We start from the raw sequence: 16,179 nt of genomic DNA, 5'->3' as shown, positions 1-16,179 counted from the left end.
CCGTTTCGATGAAATTGTCTACCTGAATAACCATGACCGACAGCAATCAACCCGGCCTGTTCGACCCCACCCCGCCCGATGGCGACGGCGATGCCAATGCCGCCATCACGCTGGCGCGCTACGCGGAGCAGGCTTATCTGGACTACGCGGTGTCCGTGGTGCGCGGCCGCGCCTTGCCCGACGTGGGCGACGGGCAAAAGCCCGTGCAACGCCGCATCCTGTTCGCCATGCAGGCGATGGGGCTGGCCGCCGGCGCCAAGCCGGTGAAGTCCGCGCGCGTGGTGGGCGACGTGCTGGGCAAGTACCACCCGCACGGCGACCAGGCGGCCTATGACGCCATGGTGCGCATGGCGCAGGACTTCTCGCTGCGATATCCGCTGATCGACGGCCAGGGCAACTTCGGTTCGCGCGACGGCGACAACGCCGCCGCCATGCGATACACCGAGGCGCGCCTGACGCCGATCGCCAAGCTGCTGCTTGATGAGCTGGATGAAGGCACGGTCGACTTCGTGCCCAACTACGACGGCAGCCAGCAAGAACCGCAAATGCTGCCCGCGCGGCTGCCCATGATGCTGCTGAACGGCGCATCCGGCATTGCCGTGGGCATGGCCACCGAGGTGCCGCCGCACAACCTGCGCGAGGTGGCGCAGGCCTGCGTGGCGCTGATCAAGCATCCGCAATTGCCGGACGCCGAATTGCACGCCATGATTCCCGGCCCCGACTTTGCCGGTGGCGGCCAGATCATCACGCCGGCCGCCGATATCGCGCAGATCTACGGCGCGGGCCGGGGGTCCCTGAAGGTGCGTGCGCGCTGGCAGTTCGAAGAAATGGCGCGCGGCCAATGGCAGCTGGTCATCACCGAATTGCCCCCGGGCACCTCGGGCCAGAAGGTGCTGGAAGAGATCGAGGAAATCACCAATCCCAAGGTCAAGTCCGGCAAGAAGAGCCTGACGCCCGAGCAGACCCAGGCCAAGGCCGTGATGCTGAACCTGCTGGACGCCGTGCGTGACGAGTCCGGCAAGGATGCGGCGGTGCGTCTGGTCTTCGAACCCAAGACTTCGCGCGTGGACCGTGACGAATTCGTCAACACGCTGCTGGCGCAGACCAGCATGGAAAGCAGCTCGTCGATCAACCTGGTGTGTATCGGCACCGACGGCCGGCCGCGCCAGAAGGGCCTGCGCGACATCCTGGTCGAATGGGTGGCGTTCCGCACCAACACCGTGGTGCGCCGCACGCGTTTCCGCCTGGACAAGGTCACCGACCGCATCCACGTGCTGGAAGGCCGCATGCTGGTCTACCTGAACGTGGACGAAGTCATCCAGACGATCCGCGAATCCGACGAGCCGCGCGCGGCGCTGATGGAACGCTTCAAGCTGTCCGAGCGCCAGGCCGAAGACATTCTGGAAATGCGCTTGCGCCAGCTGGCTCGCCTTGAAGGCTTCAAGATCGAGCAGGAACTGGCCGACAAGCGCAAGGACCAGATTTCGTTGCAGGAACTGCTGGACAATCCGACGACGCTCAAGCGCCTGCTGATCAAGGAAATCGAGGCCGACGCCAAGCAGTATGGCGACGACCGCCGCACGTTGATCGAAACGGCCGAACGCGCCGTGCTCGAAACCAAGGTGCTGGACGAACCGGTGACGGTGATCGTGTCGCAAAAGGGCTGGCTGCGTGCACGTCAGGGCCACGGCCACGATGCCGCGCAGTTCACCTTCAAGCAGGGCGACGACCTGTACGGCGCCTTCGAATGCCGCACCACCGACACGCTGATCGCCATGGGCGACAACGGTCGGGTGTATTCGGTGCCGGTCGCGGGCCTGCCCTCGGCGCGGGGTGACGGCCAGCCGGTCACGACGATGATCGATCTGGAATCCGGCACGCGCATCGTGCACACGATCGCGGCCGCGCCCGAATCGCGTTGGCTGTTGGCTACGCGCGGCGGCTATGGCTTTGCGGCCAAGCTGTCCGACATGGTCAGCCGCCAGCGCGCCGGCAAGCAGTTCATCACGCTGGAAACCGGCGATGAAATGCTGCGCCCGGTGCCCTTGTTCGACGGCGCCACGCAACTGGCGCTGCTGTCGGCCAAGGGCAAGTTCCTGGTGTTTGGGTTGGACGAATGCAAGTCCTTGTCGGGCGGGGGCCGTGGCACCATCCTGATGGGTCTGGACGCGTCGGACAAGCTGGACCAGACCGTGCCGATTGGCGCTCGCGGCCTGCGCGCCACGGGCATCTATCGCAACAAGCTGACCGAAGACATCCTGGTGGGTGACGCGCTGGCGCCGTATGTGGGCAAGCGCGCGCGCAAGGGCCGTCAGCTGGACGTGCGCCCCAAGCAGCCGGTCTTGTCGCCCGTGCTGGGGTAAGGCCACAGGCCATGCCGGGGCGCGCGCCCATGACTCACGCCGCCGCGCATGCCATGCCCGCCAGCCGCCTGGCGCACGTGGATGCGCTGCGCGGCTTTGCGCTTTTCGGCATCCTGGTCGTGAACATCGGCGTTTTCTCGTCGCCGTTCTACGGCGCGGGCATGGCCGATCCGACCTACTCCCGCCCGCTGGACTTGGTGGTGCGCTGGCTGATTGCCTGCCTGTTCGAAACCAAGTTCTACCTGCTGTTTTCCTTTCTGTTCGGCTACAGCTTCACGTTGCAGATGGCGGCGGCTGAACGCAGCCAGGCGGCCTTCGCCCCGCGCTTTGTGCGTCGGCTGGCTGGACTGGCCGTGCTGGGCGCACTGCACGCCGTGCTGTTCTACCAAGGCGACATCCTGCTGACCTACGCCTTGTTAGGCCTGGGCTTGCTGGCGTGCCGCCGGATCGCACCCCGGCATGCGCTGCACACCGCGCTGTGGCTGATCGTGCTGGCCGCAACGGCGTGGGGGGTGCTGGGCCTGCTCAGTTTCCTGGACCCCGTGCCCGCCGGCTACGAGGCGCAGTACTGGGCCGACGCGCTGGCGTCCATCGAGGCGTATCGCGGCACGATTGGCACAACCATCTCGCAGCACATCAAGGAATTGACGACCTCGGTGTGGTTCATGGTGTTGTTCGTGCAAGGGCCGTTCGTCTTCGCGATGTTCCTCGCCGGTTACGCGCTGGGCCGGCGCCAAGCGCTGGCCGACCCGTGGCGGCAACCGCGCGTGCTGTGGCTGCTGTGCGCGTTCGGCTTGCTGCCCGGCCTGGCGGGGTCGGCGTTGTATGCGACCTCGTCCCTGCCGTTTGCCGGTGCCGCCTGGGAATTGCCCGGGCTGGCGGCGGACTTGCTGACGGCGCCGCTGTTAAGCATGTCGTACGCCGCCGCGTTTCTGCTGGCGTTCCGTACCCGCGCGTTGGGCGGTTTGGCGGCGTGGCTGGCGCCGGCAGGGCGGATGGCGTTAAGCAACTACCTGATGCAGTCGGTCATTTGCGCGTTCCTGTTCACCGGTTGGGGGCTGCGCCTGTTTGCGTCGGTGTCGCCGCTGGCAACCGTGGGCATCGCGGTCGCCATATTCGCCGCGCAGCTGCCGTGGTCCGCATGGTGGTTAAAGCATCACGCATACGGCCCCGTGGAGTGGTTTTTGCGCGCGCTGACCATCGGGGCGTTACCGCCTTGGCGGCGCGCGCGAGCGGGCTGATCGGCATACCGGATCACACGTCGCGGCGGACCGCGTTCAGCGCCGTGTCGATGGCGCCAACCAGTCGTTCGGTCAGTTGGTCCAGCTCGTCATCGGAAATGATGAACGGCGGGGCCAGCAACACGTGGTCGCCCTGGCGCCCGTCGATGGTGCCGCCCATCGGGTACACCATCAGCCCCTGCGCCATGGCTTCGCGCTTGATGCGCGCGTGTAGCGCCAACGCGGGGTCGAAGGTCTGCTTGGTGGCGCGGTCTTGCACCAGCTCAATCCCCATGAACAGGCCTCGGCCACGGATGTCGCCCACCTGCGGATGCCGGCCCAGCGCCTGCTCCAGCCGCCGTCGCAGACCCGCGCCTTGTTCGCGCACGCGTTGCAGCAGGTTGTCGCGGCGGATCACGTCTTGTACGGCAAGCGAGGCCGCGCAGGCGATGGCGTGGCCCAGATAGGTGTGCCCATGTTGGAAGAAGCCGCTGCCTTGCTGCATGGCGTCCACGATGCGCTGCTGGGCCATCACGGCGCCAATGGGCTGATAGCCGCCACCCAGGCCCTTGGCGATGGTGATGAGGTCGGGCACGATGCCTTCCTGTTCCACCGCGTACAGCGTGCCCGTGCGGCCCATGCCGCACATCACTTCGTCGGCAATCAGCAGCACGCCGTGGCGGTCGCAGACCTCGCGCACGCGCTTGAAGTAGCCGGGCACGGCGGTGACGGCGCCGCTGGTCGCACCCACCACCGGCTCGGCCACGAACGCCATTACGGTGTCGGGGCCCAGCTTCTCAAAGGTCTGTTCCAGTTCCCGCGCCAGGCGTTCGCCGTACTGCTCGGCGCTTTCGCCGCTTTGCTGGTCGCGATACGCGTAGCAGGGCGACACGTGCTCCACGTCTATCAGCAGCGGCGCGAATTGCGCGCGGCGCCACGCGTTGCCGCCTACCGCCAGCGCGCCCAGCGTGTTGCCGTGGTAGCTCTGGCGGCGCGCCACGATATGGCGCCGTTGCGGTTGGCCGATTTCCACAAAGTACTGCCGCGCCATCTTCAGCGCGGCCTCGACCGCCTCGGACCCGCCCGACACGAAGTACGCGTGCGAAATGCCCTGCGGCGCGTCCTCCACCAACCGTGCGGCCAGCTGTTCGGCGACGTCGGTCGTGAAGAAGCTGGTGTGGGCATAGGCCAGCGCGTCGATCTGGGCGTGCATGGCGGCCTGGACGTCGGGATGGTTATGCCCAAGACAGGACACGGCGGCGCCGCCGGAACCGTCCAGGTACGCGCGGCCGGCGCTGTCGTGGATCCACACGCCTTGGCCTTTGACGGCGACAGGGGGCGTCTGGCGTAGGGAACGATGCAGAACGTGGGAGTGGCTCATGGCAATCCGTTTGGCAAAGGTGAGGGTTGAAGTCAGCCGGGGCGGCGGGACGTTGGGGCGGTCCAATAGACGTTGTCGGCGCGCAGGCGCTGTTCCACTTCGGTCAGGCGGTTCAGGACGTCCGCGCCGCCGCGAGCCGTCAACCTGGCGATCAGATGTTCGGCCAAGCCGAGCAAGCCGGCGGTGGTGTGAAAGAACGAGCCGGGGCCTCGGCGGGCCGGGTTCGCCTGCACGCCGTCGCGGTCGGGCGGGGCGAAGCGCAGCGTGTGGCGTGCGTCCACGGCCAGCGGCGACAAGGGGTCGTCGGTCAGGGCGATCAGCGCCACGCCCCGCTGCGCCGCTTGGCGTGCCAGTTGCACGGTGGCGGTGGGGTAGGGCGCTTGCGAGATCACGATGAGCGCGTCGCCAGCGACCAGGCCGTCGGCCTGTTCGGCTGGCGCCCCGCCCAGGCCGTCGATCAGCACGCTGTTACGGCGCACCAACTGATAGGCGTAGCGCATCTGGAACGCGATGCCGAAAGCGGAACGCGTACCCAGAAAACCCACCTGCCGGGCGTTCAGCAAAGTCTGGACGGCAGCGTCGAATGCGGACGCCTGGTTCAGGGCGCACACTGACGTCACCGCCTGGACCTGGTAGTCGGTCAAGGCGTCGTGGCCCGGCGTGGCGGCATCGCCGGCCGCTGCTTGCAGCGCGGCGGCGCGATCACGCAGGCCCGGCTGGGCTTGCCCGCTATTGCCGGCAAGCGCTTGTTGGAAAGGCTGTCTAAATGCTTCGTAGCTGGAGTAGCCCAGCGCCCGCGCCAGCCGCAGCATGGTGGCCGGCGCCACGCCCAGCGCCTGGGCTTGACGCCGCATCGACCACAACCCCACTTGCGCCGGATGCGCCGCCACCCAATGCGCCGCGCGTTGCAGCTCCGGTGGCAGTCCTTCGATTTTTTGCTGCAAGGTCGGGATGAGGTCAGGGGGCAATGACATGTGGGTAAGGCCGGGATGTACCGATTAAAAACAAATGATATATCCGCGGATTTAAATAAAACAATTGTTTTTTTTCTCGGCATTTCCCGTGCGGCGATGCGGTTCGAGCCCACGCGGCGGCGCCTTGAGCACGCCACTTGCTCCTCTCGCAAGTCCGGGAAATTTGCTTATATCTTCTGCAAATCCGTGTTCATTTATTTACATCGTGCGCGGGTTTTTTGTTTGACGTGAATACATCGGGCGCATATCATTCGTGTAGAAATGAATTTGACCGAACCTTTCTCTTCCATGACCAGCCCCGCGAACACTGATCCCTCCCAGCAGTACGACCTGCGCATTTTGCGAGCCCTGCGCCGCATCACGCGTTCGATCGCATTGCACTCGCGACAGTTGTCCGCGGTCAGCCATATCACTGCTCCGCAGTTGATGTGTCTGCGCACGGTAATGGCCAATGGCCCGATGACGGCCACGGCCATCAGCCGTGAAATGCATGTCAGCCCCAGTACGGTGGTTGGCATCCTGGACCGCCTGGAAGACAAGGGTTTGATCCGCCGTGAACGCGGCCGCGAAGATCGCCGCATTGTTTTCGTTACTGCCACGGACGCCGGCCGCGAATTGGCCCAAGGCGCCCCGTCTCCCCTGCAAAAGCATCTGGCCGACGCATTGAACGCGTTGCCCGAGCTTGAGCAAGCCACCATCACGCTATCGCTGGAACGCATCGTGGCGCTGATGGAGCAGGAAGGCCAGGCAGTCGCAGCGGAACCGCACGGCGATGTATCGTCGCCCATCCTTGAAGTGCCCACGGGCGGGGCACCCCCAGAATCGGGAATCGTTGCATGAAGAAAAACGAACTGGACACCCCCCATCTCTCAAGTGCCGTGGCGCCGGCGGTTCGCGCGCAGACCCATACGATGCGTCTGCCCACCCGCAAAGACGGCGCCGCCATTCACCAGCTCATTTCCGAGTGCCCGCCGCTCGACCTGAATTCCCTCTACGCCTACTTGCTCCTTGGTGAGCATTTCAGCGACACCTGCGTCATCGCCGAAAGTGCCGGCGGACGTATCGACGGTTTTATCTCCGCTTATGTGATCCCGACCCGCCCCGACGTGTTGTTCGTCTGGCAGGTTGCGGTGCACACCCGCGCACGCGGCCATCGGTTGGGCCGCGCCATGCTTCGCGAACTCTTGCAGCGCAAGGGGCTCGAGCATGTTCGATATCTTGAAACCACGGTGGGGCCTGACAACCAGGCATCGCGCCGCAGCTTTACCGGCCTGGCCGGCGAGCTTGGCGCCCACGTTTCCGAACAGCCGTTCTTCGACCGGCAATTGTTTGGCGGCGCGGACCATGACGACGAGATGTTGTTGAGGATAGGCCCGTTCGCATTGCCTGCCCCGTAGGGCAGCGCAACCCCAGCGGACTTATCGAAATTACCGGGATGGCAATGCCTGTCCGAATGCGTTCACCGCATCCGGAGGGATCGTGCCGTCTATTCAACTTATGAGATGAAAAAGGGAGGATTGATCATATGGACCTGAAAATCTTTGACCGGATGGAATCCGAAGTGCGGGGCTACATTCGGTCGTTCCCCGTGATATTCAGCCAGGCCCGAGGCTCGACGCTGATCGACGAAGACGGCACCGAGTACATCGATTTCTTCAGCGGCGCAGGCACGCTGAACTACGGCCACAACAATCCTGTTCTCAAGGAAAAACTGCTGGAGTATGTGCAGGCGGACGGCGTCGTCCACGGCCTGGACATGGCGACCAGCGCGAAGAAGCGTTTCCTGGAGACGGTGGATCGCGTGCTGCTCAAGCCGCGCAACTGGCAATACACGCTGCAATTCACCGGCCCCACCGGCACCAATGCCGTGGAAGCCGCGCTGAAGATCGCGCGCCAGGTCAAGGGCCGTTCGAATGTGATTTCGTTCACGCATGGCTTTCACGGCGTCAGCGGCGGTTCGCTGGCCGTGACGGCCAACATGAAGTTCCGCGAAGCGTCCGGCTATGCGCTGGGCAACACCACGTTCATGCCCTATGACGGCTACTTCGGTCCCGACGTGGACACGATGGCCTACCTGGAACGCATGCTGGAAGATCCCAGCAGCGGCATGGACAAGCCCGCCGCCGTCATTGTTGAAACCGTGCAGGGCGAAGGCGGCGTCAACGTTGCCACGCTACGCTGGCTGAAAGAGCTGGAAAAGCTGTGCAAGCGCCACGACATGCTGCTGATCGTGGACGACATCCAGGTGGGCTGCGGCCGTACCGGCACCTTCTTCAGCTTTGAAGCCGCCGGCATTCGCCCGGACATCATCACGCTGTCCAAGTCGCTGTCTGGTTTCGGCCTGCCGATGTCCTTGGTGCTGATGAAGCCCGAGCTGGATATCTGGAAGCCGGGCGCCCACAGCGGCACGTTCCGCGGCAACAACCTGGCGTTCGTCACCGCCACGCAGGCCTTGGAAACCTATTGGGCCAACACCGCCTTCACGGCCGACATCCAGCGCAAGGAACGCACGGTGCGTGACTGGCTGGAAAACCTGGTCCACAGCTATCCCAACGCGGGCCTGTCGGTGCGCGGCCGTGGCCTGATCCAGGGCCTGGTATGCAACACCACGCCCGCGCTGGCCAATCGCATCGCGCAGCAGGCATTCAAGAAGGGCGTCGTCATCGAGACCTCGGGCGCGCATGACGAAGTGCTCAAGCTGCTGCCGGCGCTGACGATTGAAGAAGATTTGTTGAGCAAGGGCCTGGACATCATCGAGGCCAGCGTGGCCGACGCGCTGGCAGAAGAAGGCCAGTCCGCCCGCATTCTTAAATTTGGAGGAAAACGTCAATGATCGTACGCAATGTCAAAGATGTGATCGGCACCGCCGACGAAGTCCGTACCGACACCTGGGTCAGCCGCCGCGTGCTGCTCAAGAAGGACGGCATGGGCTTTTCCTTCCACGAGACCACCATCTTTCCCGGCGGCCGCACGCACATCCACTACAAGAACCATCTTGAAGCGGTGTGGTGCATTGAAGGCGACGGTTCCATCGAGACCATCGCCGACGGCAAGAAGTATGACCTGGGCCCCGGCGTGGTCTACGCGCTGAACGAACACGACGAGCACTGGCTGTGCGGCGGCAAAGAGCCGCTGCGCGTCATCTGCGTCTTCAACCCCCCGCTGACCGGCCAGGAAGTGCACGACAAAGAAGGCGTCTACGCCTTGCCTGAAGCCGAAGCCAAAGCGGCTTGATACAAGGAGGTTCGCATGATCTCACCTGCAAAGGATCCGTACGCCTCCCGTACGGACCGGGGCTCCGCCATCATTGCCCGCCAGGACCCGGTGGTCTATGGCGACGGCAAGTACGCCAACGCCTTGTCCGGCGAACAGGTCGGGCAGTATGAGCGCGACGGCTTTCTCTTGTTGGAAAACCTGTTTTCCGAAGAAGAGATCCGCGCGCTGTCCGCCGAGGTCGAGCGCATGACGCGCGACCCGTCGATCATCCGGCGTGAGGAATCCATCACTGAACCCGGCAGCAATGCCGTGCGCTCCATCTTCATGGTGCATGTGTTGAACCCCGTGCTGTCGCGCCTGGTGCGCGACCCGCGCCTGGTCAACGTGGCGCGGCAGATCCTGGGCTCCGAGGTATACATTCACCAGTCGCGCGCCAACATGAAGCCCGGCTTCAAGGGCAAAGAGTTCTACTGGCACTCGGACTTCGAGACGTGGCACGTGGAAGACGGCATGCCGTCGATGCGCGCGCTGAGCTGCTCGGTGCTGCTGACCGACAACAACGAGTGCAACGGCCCGTTGATGCTGGTGCCCGGCTCGCACCGCCAGTTCATCTCGTGCGTGGGCGAAACCCCGAACGAGCACTACAAGCAATCGCTGAAAAAGCAGGAATACGGGGTGCCGGACCCGGTCAGCCTGCAATTGCTGGTAGAGCAGGGCGGCATCCGCTCGATGACCGCCAAGGCGGGTTCGGTGGTGTTTTTCGACTGCAACACCATGCACGGCTCGAACAGCAATATCTCGCCGTGGCCGCGCGCCAATGTCTTCATGGTCTACAACAGCATGGAGAACACCTTGAACCCGCCCAAGTACGGCCTGACGCCGCGCCCCGAACATATCGCGACGCGCAAGGGCTTTAAGGCGGTGACGCCGCTGGATACGCTGAAGCTGGTGGGCGGCTGATCCACCGCGTTCAGCCCGCCGCGTCGGACCTTGGCGGGTTGTACCTCCCACACCGAACCCGGGCCTTGCCCGGGTTTTTTCATGCGCGGTGCGGCGCCTGAAATTCGACCGATGCCGGCGTCCGCTCTCTGCTATTCTTGCGCGGATTCCCCTCACGCCAAAGCGATGCCGCCATGTCCGCCCGTATCCTGAGCTTGCACATTTACCCGATCAAATCTTGCGCCGGCATCGATCTGGCGGAGTCGCCCATCGACCGGGCCGGCCTGGCTTACGACCGTCGCTGGATGCTGATCGGCGCCGATGGGCAGTTCATGACGCAGCGCCAATGGCCGGCGATGGCCCTGATCCGCACGGCGCTGACCGCCGATGCGCTTCGCATCAGCGCGCCCGGCATGCCCGATCTGGACGTGCCCCTGGATGAATCCGGCATCGAGCCCGGCGCGCAAACCGTGGCGGTCTGGGCCGACACGATAGCGGCGCGCCACGAAAGCGCCGCCACGGGCCAATGGTTTTCTGAATTCCTGAAAACGCCGTGCCGCTTGCTGAAGGTGGACAGCGCTGCCGCGCGCAACGCCAAGCCCGACTGGGTATCGCGCTGGGTGGATGCGCATCCCGATCTGGCGGACGCCTTCGTGGGCAAACACCACTTCGGCTTTGCCGATGGTTTCCCGCTGCTGATCGCCAACCAGGCCTCGCTGGATGACCTGAACGCGCGCCTGCAAGCCAAGGGCGTGGCGCCGGTGCCCATGGACCGTTTCCGGCCCAACATCGTGGTCGAGGGCGAATGGGAACCCTTCGAGGAAGACCATACCGCCATGATCACGGCAGCGGGCGTTCGGATGGCGTTCGTCAAGCCGTGCACCCGTTGCTCGATTCCCGACATCGACCAGCGCACCGCCCAGCAGCACGACGAGCCCGGCCGTACGCTGGCGGGCTATCGCAATCTGGATATCGGGGTGGTGTTCGGCCAGAACGCCATTCTGGACGCGCCGGCCGGCGCGCGCTTGAAAGTCGGCGACGCGGTCGAGATCGAACTGGATTTCTGACCGGTCGTCGGGCAGGGGGTGTCTTCGGTCACGCCGAAGACACCTGTGCGGATTACGCCGAAGACAACTTCAGGCCGATCAGACCCAGCACAATCAGGGCCACGCTGACGATGCGCATCCAGCTCGTGGACTCGCCGAACAGCACGATACCGGCCACGAAGGCGCCCACGGTGCCGATGCCCACCCACACGGCGTAGGCGGTGCCCAGCGGCAACGTTTTCATGGCGACAGCCAGCAGCCACACGCTGATGGCCATGCCGCCCGCAGTAATCAGGGACGGCCAGAGGCGGGTGAAGCCATGGGTGTATTTCAGGCCCACGGCCCAGACGATTTCAAACAGGCCCGCTAGCACCAGGATGATCCAGGTCATTGACGACTCCTTCTGTTGCGCTGCCGGCGTTGCGCCGGCAATAAGGGGTCGTCCCCGGATAAAAAAAACACCGGTCGTTTGACCGTGCGCAGCAACGGGCCGTCCCGCTGCGGCAAAAATTATAGAATACCGGCTTCCAACGGCAAAACCGGATGCCGGGCATCACTTAAGCAACACGTCGCGGACCGGACCGCGAACCAGGAATTTCCATCATGCAACGCATCATGCTGCGGGCAAAGCTACATCGCGTCACGGTCACCGAAGCCGACCTTCACTACGAAGGCTCATGCGGCATCGACGAAGATCTGCTGGACGCTGCCGGCATGCGCGAGTTCGAACGCATCGAACTCTACAACGTCACCAATGGCGAACGCTTCGACACCTACATCATCAAGGCGGCCCGCGGCAGCGGCGCCATCTCGCTGAACGGCGCGGCCGCGCGCCGGGCCCAGGTGGGCGATCTGTTGATCATCTGCACCTACGGGCCGATGTCCGAAGAAGACTCCGCCAAGCACAAGCCGCAGGTCGTGCTGGTGGACGACGCGAATCGCGTCAAGGAAATTCGCAAGTTCCCGGCCTGAGGCCGGGCCGGGCAACGCGCCATTTCGGCCTGGCCGGATGGCGCTTTCGTCAACCCTGAACCATTTCATCATGAGCTTCCAGGTCATCATCCAACCCAGCAAGCATCAATTCCCGGTTGAGCCCGGCCAGACCGTGCTCGACGGCGCCTTGGCCGCCGGCATCGTGCTGCCCTACAGCTGTCGCAACGGCGCGTGCTCCACCTGCAAGGGCAAAGTGGTGTCCGGGGAGTTCGACGCCGGGCAATATCCTGCCCAGATCCTGTCGCCGGAAGAACTGGCCAACGGCTACACGCTGTTTTGCCAGGCCCGGCCCGCGTCCGACATGGTGGTTGAATCCACCGAAGTCCGGCTGGCCAGCGACATCCAGATTCGCAAGCTGCCGTCGCGCGTGCAGACGCTGGAACGCGTGGCGCCCGATGTCACCGTGCTTAAGTTGCAACTGCCTGCTTCCGAGCAGTTCCGCTATTACGCGGGGCAGTACATCGAAGTCATCCTGAAAGACGGGCGTCGTCGCAGCTACTCGATGGCTGGTGCGCCGCATACCGGCAGCCCGCTTGAACTGCACATCCGGCACATGCCGGGCGGGCTTTTCACGGACCATGTATTCGGCGCCGGCACTACGCAGATGAAGGAACGCGAGATCCTGCGGCTGGAAGGGCCGTTCGGCTCTTTCTTCCTGCGCGAAGACAGCGACAAGCCCATCGTGCTGCTGGCTAGCGGCACGGGCTTTGCGCCTGTGAAGGCCATCGTCGAGCACATGATCCACAAGAGCATTGCGCGCCCGGTCACGCTGTACTGGGGCGGCCGCCGTCCCCAAGACTTGTACATGGACGCACTGGCGCAGTCCTGGTCTGGCCTGCTGCCGAACTTCAAGTACGTACCGGTGGTGTCCAATGCGCTGCCCGAAGACGGCTGGTCGGGGCGCACCGGCTTCGTCCATGAAGCCGTCATGCAAGACATCGCGGACCTGTCCGGCCATCAAGTCTATGCCTGCGGCACGCCGCTGATGGTGGATGCCGCGCGTCGCGAATTCAGCGTGCAGAACGGGCTGCCGCCGGAAGAGTTCTACGCGGATGCCTTCACGTCCGAGGCCGACCTGGCGAAAGCCGCGTCGTAAATCGGACCACGGGAATCATCGGGGGGGAATTCACAGGCTGAAAAGCTTCGTGACTTCCGCCCCTTTTTTATACGTAGGCGAAGGCAAATCGGCGGGGTAAACTGCCTTCGCAGCGGCTTGCCAAAGGGGCGGACATCGGGTCCGTAGCCGACTTGGCATGCAAGGAGCAATGCGGGCATGAAAGTAGCGGTATTGGGTAGCGGCATTATCGGAATCTCCAGCGCCTGGTGGCTGAACCAGGCCGGCCACGACGTTGTGGTCATTGATCGCTGCACCGGTCCCGCCCAGGAAACCAGCCTTGCCAATGGCGCGCAGATTTCGGTTTCCTATGCCGAACCCTGGGCCAATCCGCAGGCGCCGCTCAAGCTGCTCAAATGGATGTTCCAGGACAACGCGCCCTTGCTGTTCCGGCCGCAGCTGGACTGGCGTCAATGGATGTGGGGCCTGGCCTTCCTGCGTGAGTGCCTGCCCGGCCGGCTGGCTCCGAATATTCGGGCCATGGTGCGCATGGCCGAGTACAGCCGCGCCACGCTGCGCAGCATGCGCGCGGAACTGGGCATCGAATACGACCACCTTGAACGCGGCATCCTGAACTTCTACCGCGATCCCCACGAATTCGAAAACTCGCAACGGGCCGCCGGCCTGATGCGCGATTTCGGCGTCGAGCGCCGCGTGGTCACGGCAGACGAGGTCATCGCCATCGAACCGGCCCTGGCCCCGCACCGCCAGACCATCGTGGGCGGTGATTACACGCCTGAAGACGAAAGCGGCGACGTCCACTTGTTCTCGGTCGCGCTGGCCGAACGCTGCGCCCGCGCCGGCGTCGAATTTCGCTACAACACGCGAGTCACGCGTTTGCTGACGCAAGGCGGCGCCGTGCACGGCATGGAAATCATTGAACCCGATGGCCGCTACGGCACCCTCTCGGCAGACGCGTATGTCGTGGCGATGGGCAGCTTCAGCCCCAATCTGCTGCGTCCCTTGGGCATCCCGTGCAACGTGTATCCCGCCAAGGGCTACTCGGCGACCTTCCCGGTGCTCAAGCCGGAAGCCACGCCTACGGTCAGCCTGACCGACAGCAGCCATAAAATTGTGTTTTCGCGCCTGGGCGACCGTCTTCGCATGGCCGGCACCGCCGAGCTTTCGGGATATTCGCGCAGTCTGAACACCGGCCGTTGTGAAGCCATGACGCGCCTGGCGCAAGAACTTTTTCCCGACGCGCTCGATTTCGAACGCGTCAGTTATTGGTCGGGCCTGCGCCCGTCCACTCCCTCGAACGTGCCCATCATCGGCCGTAGCCGCATCCCCAACCTGTATATCAACACGGGTCACGGGACGCTCGGCTGGACGATGGGCGTTGGCTCGGGCCGGGCTTTGGCCGATCTGCTCAGCGGACGGCGGCCGGAACCGGAATTTCCTTTTCTTGGTCTGTGAACCTATGAAGAATCTGCAATTGGCGGGCGTTGCCCGCGCGATGTTCGCCAGCCGGCGTGCATGGGTCTTCGGCGCCGCGATGGCGCTGGCGGGGGTGGCTAACGCCGCACCCGTGGAAATCCAGGTCTGGCACACACTGTCGGACGCCAACAAGGCCGAGTTCGAAAAACTGGCCAAGCAGTACAACAAAGAGCAGGACCAGGTCAGCGTCAAGCTGCGTGGTTTCGCCTCGCAAGAGGCGCTGGAACAGGAAGCCGCATCGGCCGCCAAGGCCAAGAAGGCGCCCAACCTGGTCCAGCTGACGGATAACCATTCACCGGAAGTCGTGGCGCAGCACAAAGCCATCATGCCGATGTACGAACTGCTGGCCAAGTACCCGATCAAGGACCTGAACTGGTTCGTGCCGGCCACCAGCAGCTTCACGCGCGACAGCAAGGGCCGCCTGCTGGCGTTCCCGTGGATGGCCGAAGTGCCGGTGATGTTCTACAACACCGCCGCCTACAAGAAGGCCGGGCTTGATCCCAACAACCCCGCGCGCACCTGGAACGGCCTGCAAGCCGAACTGCTGAAGCTGCGCGACGTGGCCGACATCGATTGCCCCTACGCGTCCAGCGACCAGGTCACCGTGCACCTGGAGAACCTGGCCCCGATCAACGGTCAGCAATTCACCAGCAACAACAACGGCCTGGACGCGATCACGAAGAAAAGCGCCGCGCCCGCGATGCAGTTCGACACGCTCTACATGCGCCACATCTCCCTGATGGTCAGCTGGAAGCGTTCGTTGCTGTTCATGGCGCACACGGGCGACGCGTCGGCCGACAAGTTGTTCGCCAAGGGTGAATGCGCGGTGCTGACCGCCAATTCCGGCGCATTCGGCACGTTCCTGAACACCAAGTCGTTGTCGTTCGGCGTGGCGCCGGTGCCGTACTACGACCAGGCCACCAAGGCTGCCGGCCAACCGTTTGTCAGCGGCTCGGCTTTGTGGGCGCTGGAAGGCCGCCCGCAATCCGAAGAAAAGGCAACGGCTCAGTTCCTGGCCTGGCTGTCCAAGCCGGTCGTGGCCGCCGAATGGCATCAGCGCACGGGCTTCCTGCCCCTGACCGAAGCCGCGTTCCGCGCGTCTGACGTGTCGTTCTACAAGAGCATCCCGGGCGCACAGGCCGTGATCGCGTCGATGAGCAACCGTCCGGCCAGCAACAGCCGCGGCTTCCGCATGGCCAACTACGCGCGCATCGAACCCGTTCTGAACCAGCAACTGAACGACGCTTTCGAAGGTAAGGTTCCGCCCGTGTCGGCATTGAACAATGCGGCTTCGCAGGCGCGCAGCATCGCCGCGCAGCGTTAAGCGACAGGCCCGGGCAGCGCTGAAGCTGCCTGCCGCCACCGCAAAAACCCGGTCTTTCAGACCGGGTTTTTTTTCGTCTTCGGCACGCCTGTCCGGGAGGGGTGGATTAATCCATCCATGCGTACATGCCAGTCTGGCGGCCCGCTTTGCCCTCGTCCACCATGCCGTTCAT

The 16,179-nt window shown here is 64.2% G+C and carries 15 protein-coding genes; 12 read left to right on the top strand and 3 right to left on the bottom strand.

All coding sequences use genetic code 11. The annotated features are described in order from the left end of the window. Window positions 1–32: 32 nt before the first annotated feature. Together parC and AC0Z35_RS13200 are read left to right on the top strand one after the other, a co-directional pair. Complete coding sequence (parC, locus tag AC0Z35_RS13205; RefSeq protein WP_046803712.1) at window positions 33–2,363, top strand: DNA topoisomerase IV subunit A; 2,331 nt, start codon at window positions 33–35, stop codon at window positions 2,361–2,363. A 29-nt stretch (window positions 2,364–2,392) separates the two neighbouring features. After that, window positions 2,393–3,604: a DUF418 domain-containing protein gene (locus AC0Z35_RS13200; RefSeq protein ID WP_485132110.1), complete on the top strand. Its 1,212-nt coding sequence runs from the start codon at window positions 2,393–2,395 to the stop codon at window positions 3,602–3,604. A 13-nt stretch (window positions 3,605–3,617) separates the two neighbouring features. On the opposite strand, the gene AC0Z35_RS13195 is transcribed toward AC0Z35_RS13200, so the two are convergent. Then, complete coding sequence (locus AC0Z35_RS13195; RefSeq protein WP_485132109.1) at window positions 3,618–4,964, bottom strand: aspartate aminotransferase family protein; 1,347 nt, start codon at window positions 4,962–4,964, stop codon at window positions 3,618–3,620. 32 nt (window positions 4,965–4,996) lie between these two features. Next, the gene (locus AC0Z35_RS13190; RefSeq protein WP_485132108.1) at window positions 4,997–5,938 is read right to left on the bottom strand and encodes a MurR/RpiR family transcriptional regulator; all 942 of its coding nucleotides are present in this window, start codon (window positions 5,936–5,938) and stop codon (window positions 4,997–4,999) included. Window positions 5,939–6,226: 288 nt separating this feature from the next. Between AC0Z35_RS13190 and AC0Z35_RS13185 the strand changes: the two genes are divergently transcribed. The 6 genes from AC0Z35_RS13185 (at window position 6,227) to AC0Z35_RS13160 (ending at window position 11,160) form a co-directional block, all read left to right on the top strand. Beyond that, window positions 6,227–6,778 (top strand): MarR family winged helix-turn-helix transcriptional regulator, encoded by a 552-nt coding sequence (locus AC0Z35_RS13185; RefSeq protein WP_046803710.1) that lies wholly within the window; start codon window positions 6,227–6,229, stop codon window positions 6,776–6,778. Next, the gene (gene ectA, locus AC0Z35_RS13180; RefSeq protein WP_046803709.1) at window positions 6,775–7,335 is read left to right on the top strand and encodes a diaminobutyrate acetyltransferase; all 561 of its coding nucleotides are present in this window, start codon (window positions 6,775–6,777) and stop codon (window positions 7,333–7,335) included. Before AC0Z35_RS13185 ends, ectA begins: the two co-directional genes overlap by 4 nt. A gap of 128 nt (window positions 7,336–7,463) precedes the next feature. After that, window positions 7,464–8,771 carry a diaminobutyrate--2-oxoglutarate transaminase gene (gene ectB / locus AC0Z35_RS13175; protein WP_104145719.1) on the top strand — a complete coding sequence of 436 codons (1,308 nt, stop codon included), beginning with the start codon at window positions 7,464–7,466 and terminating at the stop codon, window positions 8,769–8,771. Beyond that, window positions 8,768–9,172 carry an ectoine synthase gene (locus AC0Z35_RS13170; protein ID WP_006218546.1) on the top strand — a complete coding sequence of 135 codons (405 nt, stop codon included), beginning with the start codon at window positions 8,768–8,770 and terminating at the stop codon, window positions 9,170–9,172. Before ectB ends, AC0Z35_RS13170 begins: the two co-directional genes overlap by 4 nt. Before the next feature lie 15 nt (window positions 9,173–9,187). Further along, complete coding sequence (thpD, locus tag AC0Z35_RS13165; protein ID WP_046803707.1) at window positions 9,188–10,114, top strand: ectoine hydroxylase; 927 nt, start codon at window positions 9,188–9,190, stop codon at window positions 10,112–10,114. 173 nt (window positions 10,115–10,287) lie between these two features. Beyond that, the gene (locus tag AC0Z35_RS13160; RefSeq protein ID WP_485132107.1) at window positions 10,288–11,160 is read left to right on the top strand and encodes an MOSC domain-containing protein; all 873 of its coding nucleotides are present in this window, start codon (window positions 10,288–10,290) and stop codon (window positions 11,158–11,160) included. Window positions 11,161–11,212: 52 nt separating this feature from the next. On the opposite strand, the gene sugE is transcribed toward AC0Z35_RS13160, so the two are convergent. Further along, window positions 11,213–11,530 (bottom strand): quaternary ammonium compound efflux SMR transporter SugE, encoded by a 318-nt coding sequence (gene sugE / locus AC0Z35_RS13155; protein ID WP_046803706.1) that lies wholly within the window; start codon window positions 11,528–11,530, stop codon window positions 11,213–11,215. A 212-nt stretch (window positions 11,531–11,742) separates the two neighbouring features. On the opposite strand from sugE, the gene panD reads away from it, so the two are divergent. From panD to AC0Z35_RS13135, 4 genes are all read left to right on the top strand, one after another. Then, window positions 11,743–12,111, top strand: a complete 369-nt coding sequence (gene panD, locus AC0Z35_RS13150) for an aspartate 1-decarboxylase (protein WP_039883066.1) — start codon at window positions 11,743–11,745, stop codon at window positions 12,109–12,111. 70 nt (window positions 12,112–12,181) lie between these two features. Further along, a complete protein-coding gene (locus tag AC0Z35_RS13145; RefSeq protein ID WP_120157421.1) occupies window positions 12,182–13,228 on the top strand; it encodes a CDP-6-deoxy-delta-3,4-glucoseen reductase in 1,047 nt (348 codons plus the stop codon). A gap of 177 nt (window positions 13,229–13,405) precedes the next feature. Next, complete coding sequence (locus AC0Z35_RS13140; RefSeq protein WP_120154622.1) at window positions 13,406–14,662, top strand: D-amino acid dehydrogenase; 1,257 nt, start codon at window positions 13,406–13,408, stop codon at window positions 14,660–14,662. A 4-nt stretch (window positions 14,663–14,666) separates the two neighbouring features. After that, window positions 14,667–16,007, top strand: a complete 1,341-nt coding sequence (locus AC0Z35_RS13135) for an extracellular solute-binding protein (protein ID WP_314359988.1) — start codon at window positions 14,667–14,669, stop codon at window positions 16,005–16,007. Window positions 16,008–16,179 lie beyond the last annotated feature (172 nt).

It is taken from the genome of Achromobacter sp. 1L-A-4-B-C2, assembly GCF_057291955.1.
The sequence above is the reverse complement of the archived record's forward strand: the minus strand, read 5'-3'. Positions and strand labels throughout refer to the sequence as shown.

Coding starts and splice junctions, on each gene's coding strand:
- AC0Z35_RS13140 (WP_120154622.1), top strand. CDS start 13,406: ATGAAAGTAGCGGTATTGGGTAGCGGCATTATCGGAATCTCCAGCGCC.
- AC0Z35_RS13135 (WP_314359988.1), top strand. CDS start 14,667: ATGAAGAATCTGCAATTGGCGGGCGTTGCCCGCGCGATGTTCGCCAGC.
- AC0Z35_RS13185 (WP_046803710.1), top strand. CDS start 6,227: ATGACCAGCCCCGCGAACACTGATCCCTCCCAGCAGTACGACCTGCGC.
- panD (WP_039883066.1), top strand. CDS start 11,743: ATGCAACGCATCATGCTGCGGGCAAAGCTACATCGCGTCACGGTCACC.
- AC0Z35_RS13200 (WP_485132110.1), top strand. CDS start 2,393: ATGACTCACGCCGCCGCGCATGCCATGCCCGCCAGCCGCCTGGCGCAC.
- AC0Z35_RS13170 (WP_006218546.1), top strand. CDS start 8,768: ATGATCGTACGCAATGTCAAAGATGTGATCGGCACCGCCGACGAAGTC.
- thpD (WP_046803707.1), top strand. CDS start 9,188: ATGATCTCACCTGCAAAGGATCCGTACGCCTCCCGTACGGACCGGGGC.
- AC0Z35_RS13195 (WP_485132109.1), bottom strand. CDS start 4,964: ATGAGCCACTCCCACGTTCTGCATCGTTCCCTACGCCAGACGCCCCCT.
- ectA (WP_046803709.1), top strand. CDS start 6,775: ATGAAGAAAAACGAACTGGACACCCCCCATCTCTCAAGTGCCGTGGCG.
- AC0Z35_RS13145 (WP_120157421.1), top strand. CDS start 12,182: ATGAGCTTCCAGGTCATCATCCAACCCAGCAAGCATCAATTCCCGGTT.
- ectB (WP_104145719.1), top strand. CDS start 7,464: ATGGACCTGAAAATCTTTGACCGGATGGAATCCGAAGTGCGGGGCTAC.
- parC (WP_046803712.1), top strand. CDS start 33: ATGACCGACAGCAATCAACCCGGCCTGTTCGACCCCACCCCGCCCGAT.
- sugE (WP_046803706.1), bottom strand. CDS start 11,530: ATGACCTGGATCATCCTGGTGCTAGCGGGCCTGTTTGAAATCGTCTGG.
- AC0Z35_RS13160 (WP_485132107.1), top strand. CDS start 10,288: ATGTCCGCCCGTATCCTGAGCTTGCACATTTACCCGATCAAATCTTGC.
- AC0Z35_RS13190 (WP_485132108.1), bottom strand. CDS start 5,938: ATGTCATTGCCCCCTGACCTCATCCCGACCTTGCAGCAAAAAATCGAA.